Genomic DNA, 4,823 nt, shown 5'->3' with positions numbered 1-4,823 from the left:
TGCATATACACGTAACTCCTATCCTTCTCTTGTTTCTGAACAATTCAAGTGTAAAGGATTAAGGAGCTTGCGTGTATTTTTTTGTTTTAATTTTTCTCATACCCCAACAAATATTATAGAGCCTAAAAATTTCAATAAATATAAAAAACGCACCCATCCTTCATATAAGGACGAGTGCGCTTCGTGGTTCCACCCTATTTCCCGTCAATTCACACATATATCATTGACGGCTCAAATTGCTTTAACGTCGCATCAACGGCATCAGATACTTTTACAATTTCCCCGATGCAGCTCAAAGGTGGTAAGCTATTCCCCTGCGTTAGGAAGCTCTCAACTTATCTTCCCTCTCTGTAAACCGATAAGAATAACCATTGTCCTCTTCATTGCCTTTATTTTGGTCTAGAAAAACTTATTAACAATATACAATATTCATTTAGTATTTACAAGTTCTTTCAAGAACACTTTTTTTAACCAATGATGAAAGATATGACGATTAACCCCTGAAAAAAAGGGTAAAATAACCCAGAATAAAAAATACGAGGAATGGTTTTAATGAATAAAAAATATACCATAGTATCAAAGGATAAAATCCAGACGTCATTGAGAGGGCGCGATGTGTTAGGTACAGCTGTTCTTAATAAAGGGGTTTCTTTTACACATGAAGAGCGTGAAGCCCTTGGTTTAAAAGGATTGCTTCCCCCGGCCGTTTTAACCATTGACCAGCAGGTTAAACGTGCTTACAAACAATTTTGTTCCCAGCATGATGATATCGGCAAAAATATTTATTTAACTTCTTTGCAGGATCGAAATGAAGTGTTATTTTTCCGCTTATTATCTGAGCATCTCAGTGAAATGCTCCCAATTATCTATACCCCTATTGTTGGAACATCCATTAAAACATACAGTCACGGCTATCGCCGGCCCCACGGCGTATACTTATCTATTGATGATCCCGACGGCATTGATGAAGCCTTTAAAAATTTCAGTGCGGGCCCGGAGGATATTGACTTAATTGTTGCAACAGATGGAGAAGGCATCTTAGGCATCGGTGACTGGGGCGTCGGCGGCATTAATATATCGATTGGAAAACTTTCTGTTTATACGGCTGCTGCAGGTATTGACCCAAGGCGAGTCATCCCGGTGATTTTAGATGTTGGAACAAATCAGGAAAGTCTTTTAAACGACCCGCTTTATATCGGTAATAGACATTCACGGATACGCGGTAAAAAATATGAAGAGTTTATCGACCGCTATGTCCAAACTGCCAGCAAAATGTTCCCGAACGCCATTTTGCACTGGGAAGACTTTGCCTCGGCAAACGCCCGGCAAATTTTAAAAAAGTATCGTAAGAAATTTTGTACCTTTAATGATGATATTCAAGGAACAGGAGCCATTTCACTGGCGGCGGTATTATCTGTTGTAAAAGCTTCAAAAATGCCGCTCAGAAATCATCGTGTTGTTGTTTTCGGCGCCGGTACGGCCGGGATCGGCATTGCTGAACAGGTACGTGATGCAATGGTGCGTGACGGGCTGTCCAAAGAAGAGGCCAATCGCCAGTTTTGGTGTGTCGATCGTCCCGGATTACTTCTTGATAATATGGATGATTTACGGGATTTCCAAAAAGAATTTGCGCGCCCCGCTTCAGAAGTATCAGATTGGAAACAGGAAGGGAACGGCATCAGTTTAAAAGAAGTTGTCAGCCAAGTTCATCCAACAATATTAATAGGTACTTCAACAGTTTCCGGTGCATTTACAGAAGAAATTGTAAAAGAAATGGCCGCGCATGTTAAAAGACCGGCAATATTGCCATTATCTAATCCGACTCATTTATCAGAAGCAAAGCCGGATGACCTAATTAAATGGACCGATGGCCAAGCACTTATTGCCACAGGGAGCCCTTTTGATCCGGTAACATATAAAAATACAACATATTATATCGGACAGGCTAATAATGCCCTTGTTTTCCCGGGATTGGGGCTGGGAACAATCGTTTCACAAGCAAAACTTATGACAGATCGAATGTTTGAAGCAGCGTCTGTTGCTGTAGCAACTACGGTTGATCCAACTCAGCCGGGGGCGCCTGTACTTCCGGATGTTGAAAATCTTAGGTCAGTATCTGCTACTGTCGCAGTAAAAGTAGTGGAAGCAGCTATTGCGGACGGTGTCGCTAATAGAAAGCCGGATGATATTATCCAAGCTGTTCAAGATGCTATGTGGCAGCCCGTGTATCCCCAAGTGGAAGCAGTTAAAGTCTCTAAATAATAAAGCATCGCATCTAAAGGTACTAAAGAAAAAATTGAGGAGAGAAAAAGATGAGAAAAACCATTTCGGACTCGCTTATAGAGGCATTGGTAAACGCCGGCGTTAAAAGAATTTATGGCATTGTCGGAGATTCACTGAATGCAGTCCTTGATGCCATTCGCCGTTCAGGAAAAATCGAGTGGATTCATGTCAGACATGAGGAAGTTGCCGCGTTTGCTGCCGGTGCTGAAGCGGCAGTCACCGGCAGCATCGCCGTATGTGCTGGAAGCAGCGGCCCCGGGAATCTCCATCTTATCAACGGACTGTATGATTGCAAGCGCAGCCGGTTGCCGGTTCTTGCAATTGCTGCGCACATTCCAAGCGATGAAGTTGGGAGCGATTATTTTCAAGAAACGCATCCTGAAAAGCTTTTTGAAGACTGCGCCGAATACGTCGAGGTTGTAAACAGAACAAATCAAATGCCTCGCGCAGTTACCATGGCCATGCAAAAGGCCGTTTCAGAAAAAGGGGTATCCGTCCTTGTTCTGCCGGGTGATGTAGCAGCTTTAACGGATGAGCATTCCGTTCCTGAACACGTGATGCACATCACAAAACCGGTCATCCATCCCTCCGAATCAGAGTTGAAACAATTAGCGGACTACCTAAACAAAGGCAAGCGCATCTCATTACTTTGCGGAGCCGGATGTGCAGGTGCACACGAGTCTCTTATGAAGCTTTGTGAAAAACTGCAGTCACCAATGGTTGTCGCGCTGCGCGGAAAGGAACATCTCGAGTATGACAACCCGTATTTCGCCGGTTTGAACGGCCTTATTGGTTACTCATCAGGTTATCATGCCATGATGGACTGTGATGTCCTTCTGATGCTCGGTACCGACTTCCCTTACAGGCAATTTTATCCGGAAAAGGCGGTTGTTTTGCAGGTTGATATTGAACCGCAGCATCTCGGCCGCCGTACCGCTCTTACTTACGGCGTGTGCGGCGACGTGAAAGATACTGTTGAATCACTGCTTCCTTATCTGACTGAGGATCATGATTCAGCTCATTTGAACAAGTCTGTAAAAAACTATAAAGGTGTCCGAGAAGAGCTTGATGCACTTGCATCAGGGAAACCCGGCCGTAAACCCATCCATCCGCAATACCTGACCAAAGTCGTTAGCGATTTAGCTGATGAGGATGCCATTTTTACATGTGATGTCGGCACGCCAACGCTTTGGGCGGCAAGATACTTACAAATGAACGGAAAACGGCGGTTATTAGGATCTTTTAATCATGGCACGATGGCAAATGCCCTTCCGCAAGCGATCGGCGCGCAAGTCTCTTCACCAGATCGCCAAGCCATTGCATTGTCCGGTGACGGCGGTCTCACTATGTTAATGGGCGACCTATTGACACTGCGGCAGCATCAGTTGCCCGTCAAGGTTGTATTATTTAATAACGGCGCTCTCAGCTTTGTCGAATTGGAAATGAAAGCAGCCGGCTCTCTTGAAACCGGTACAGAACTTGATGATCCTAATTTTGCAAACGTAGCAGAAGCGATGGGGATTAAAGGCATTCGTATCGAAGACCCCGGAGAACTTGAAGACGCCGTACGTCAAGCGTTTGATCATAATGGACCTGTTTTATTAGATGTGGTTGTGAACCGCCAGGAGTTATCATTGCCGCCAAAGATCACCTTAGAACAGGCGCACGGATTCAGCCTTTGGATGCTTAAAGCCGTTCTGAACAGCCGCGGGGATGAGTTGCTCAAACTTGCCAAGACTAACCTGATTCGTTAAGCGGTTATGTTAAACCCCCTTTATCTTTTTAAAGGGGGTTTAACATAAAAAGGATTTATTATATTAAAAAGACCAAGACAAAGTTTTTCATAGCTCCATTCAGTTATCCCTCATTTTATTTTGCCGAAAAAGGCACCTGCTATTTATTAGCAGATGCCTTTTTAAATGCTTTAAGGATTGAAAACCGCTGACCGAGAAGGCCATGACTCTTCGTGTTCAGCTAAGAGTGCAATCTCAATCAAAATAAATGACCCGTACGGGATTCGAACCCGTGTTACCGCCGTGAAAGGGCGGTGTCTTAACCACTTGACCAACGGGCCATAACAAAATGGCGGAGAATAATGGTTTTGAACCTCCTACCGCCTGAGCAAATGGCTCATTATACAGGNACTGATTACAAGTCAGTTGCTCTACCAATTGAGCTAGGCCGGCATATTATATTTGGTGGTGGCTCGAGACGGAATCGAACCGCCGACACGAGGATTTTCAGTCCTCTGCTCTACCGACTGAGCTATCGAGCCATGATAATTTCGAATGGAAGTCCCGTCTGAATTTTAAACCGGCGATCTAACGTGACAAGCATGTTAACCACTGCACCACAGAACCATTTCAGATGTTTAATATGTACATTTTTATTTCTATATATTTTACAATTCAAAAAATTATATGGTGGAGGATGCAGGGCTCGAACCTGCGACCCCCTGCTTGTAAGGCAGATGCTCTCCCAGCTGAGCTAATCCTCCAGAATACGCCTGGCAGCGTCCTACTCTCACAGGGGGAAGCCCC

General features: G+C 44.4%; 2 protein-coding genes, 3 tRNA genes and 1 other annotated feature. Of the genes, 2 read left to right on the top strand and 3 right to left on the bottom strand.

The features are described 5' to 3' along the window. Window positions 1-163 precede the first annotated feature (163 nt). Window positions 164-393, bottom strand: a binding site (T-box leader). Between the two features lie 159 nt (window positions 394-552). Together ACFQRG_RS08885 and poxB are read left to right on the top strand one after the other, a co-directional pair. Further along, entirely contained in the window at window positions 553-2,262 is a 1,710-nt protein-coding gene (locus ACFQRG_RS08885; RefSeq protein ID WP_380965527.1) for an NAD-dependent malic enzyme, read from the top strand. 50 nt (window positions 2,263-2,312) lie between these two features. Further along, window positions 2,313-4,037, top strand: a complete 1,725-nt coding sequence (poxB, locus tag ACFQRG_RS08880; RefSeq protein ID WP_380965526.1) for a ubiquinone-dependent pyruvate dehydrogenase — start codon at window positions 2,313-2,315, stop codon at window positions 4,035-4,037. Window positions 4,038-4,285: 248 nt separating this feature from the next. Here the strand turns inward: poxB and ACFQRG_RS08875 are convergent. The 3 genes from ACFQRG_RS08875 to ACFQRG_RS08865 form a co-directional block, all read right to left on the bottom strand. After that, a tRNA-Glu gene (locus ACFQRG_RS08875) sits at window positions 4,286-4,357 on the bottom strand. A 125-nt stretch (window positions 4,358-4,482) separates the two neighbouring features. Next, a tRNA-Phe gene (locus ACFQRG_RS08870) sits at window positions 4,483-4,558 on the bottom strand. A 146-nt stretch (window positions 4,559-4,704) separates the two neighbouring features. Beyond that, a tRNA-Val gene (locus ACFQRG_RS08865) sits at window positions 4,705-4,780 on the bottom strand. Window positions 4,781-4,823 lie beyond the last annotated feature (43 nt).

This window comes from Scopulibacillus cellulosilyticus (genome assembly GCF_042665295.1).
Classification (GTDB): domain Bacteria; phylum Bacillota; class Bacilli; order Bacillales; family Sporolactobacillaceae; genus Scopulibacillus_A; species Scopulibacillus_A cellulosilyticus.
The sequence above is the reverse complement of the archived record's forward strand: the minus strand, read 5'-3'. Positions and strand labels throughout refer to the sequence as shown.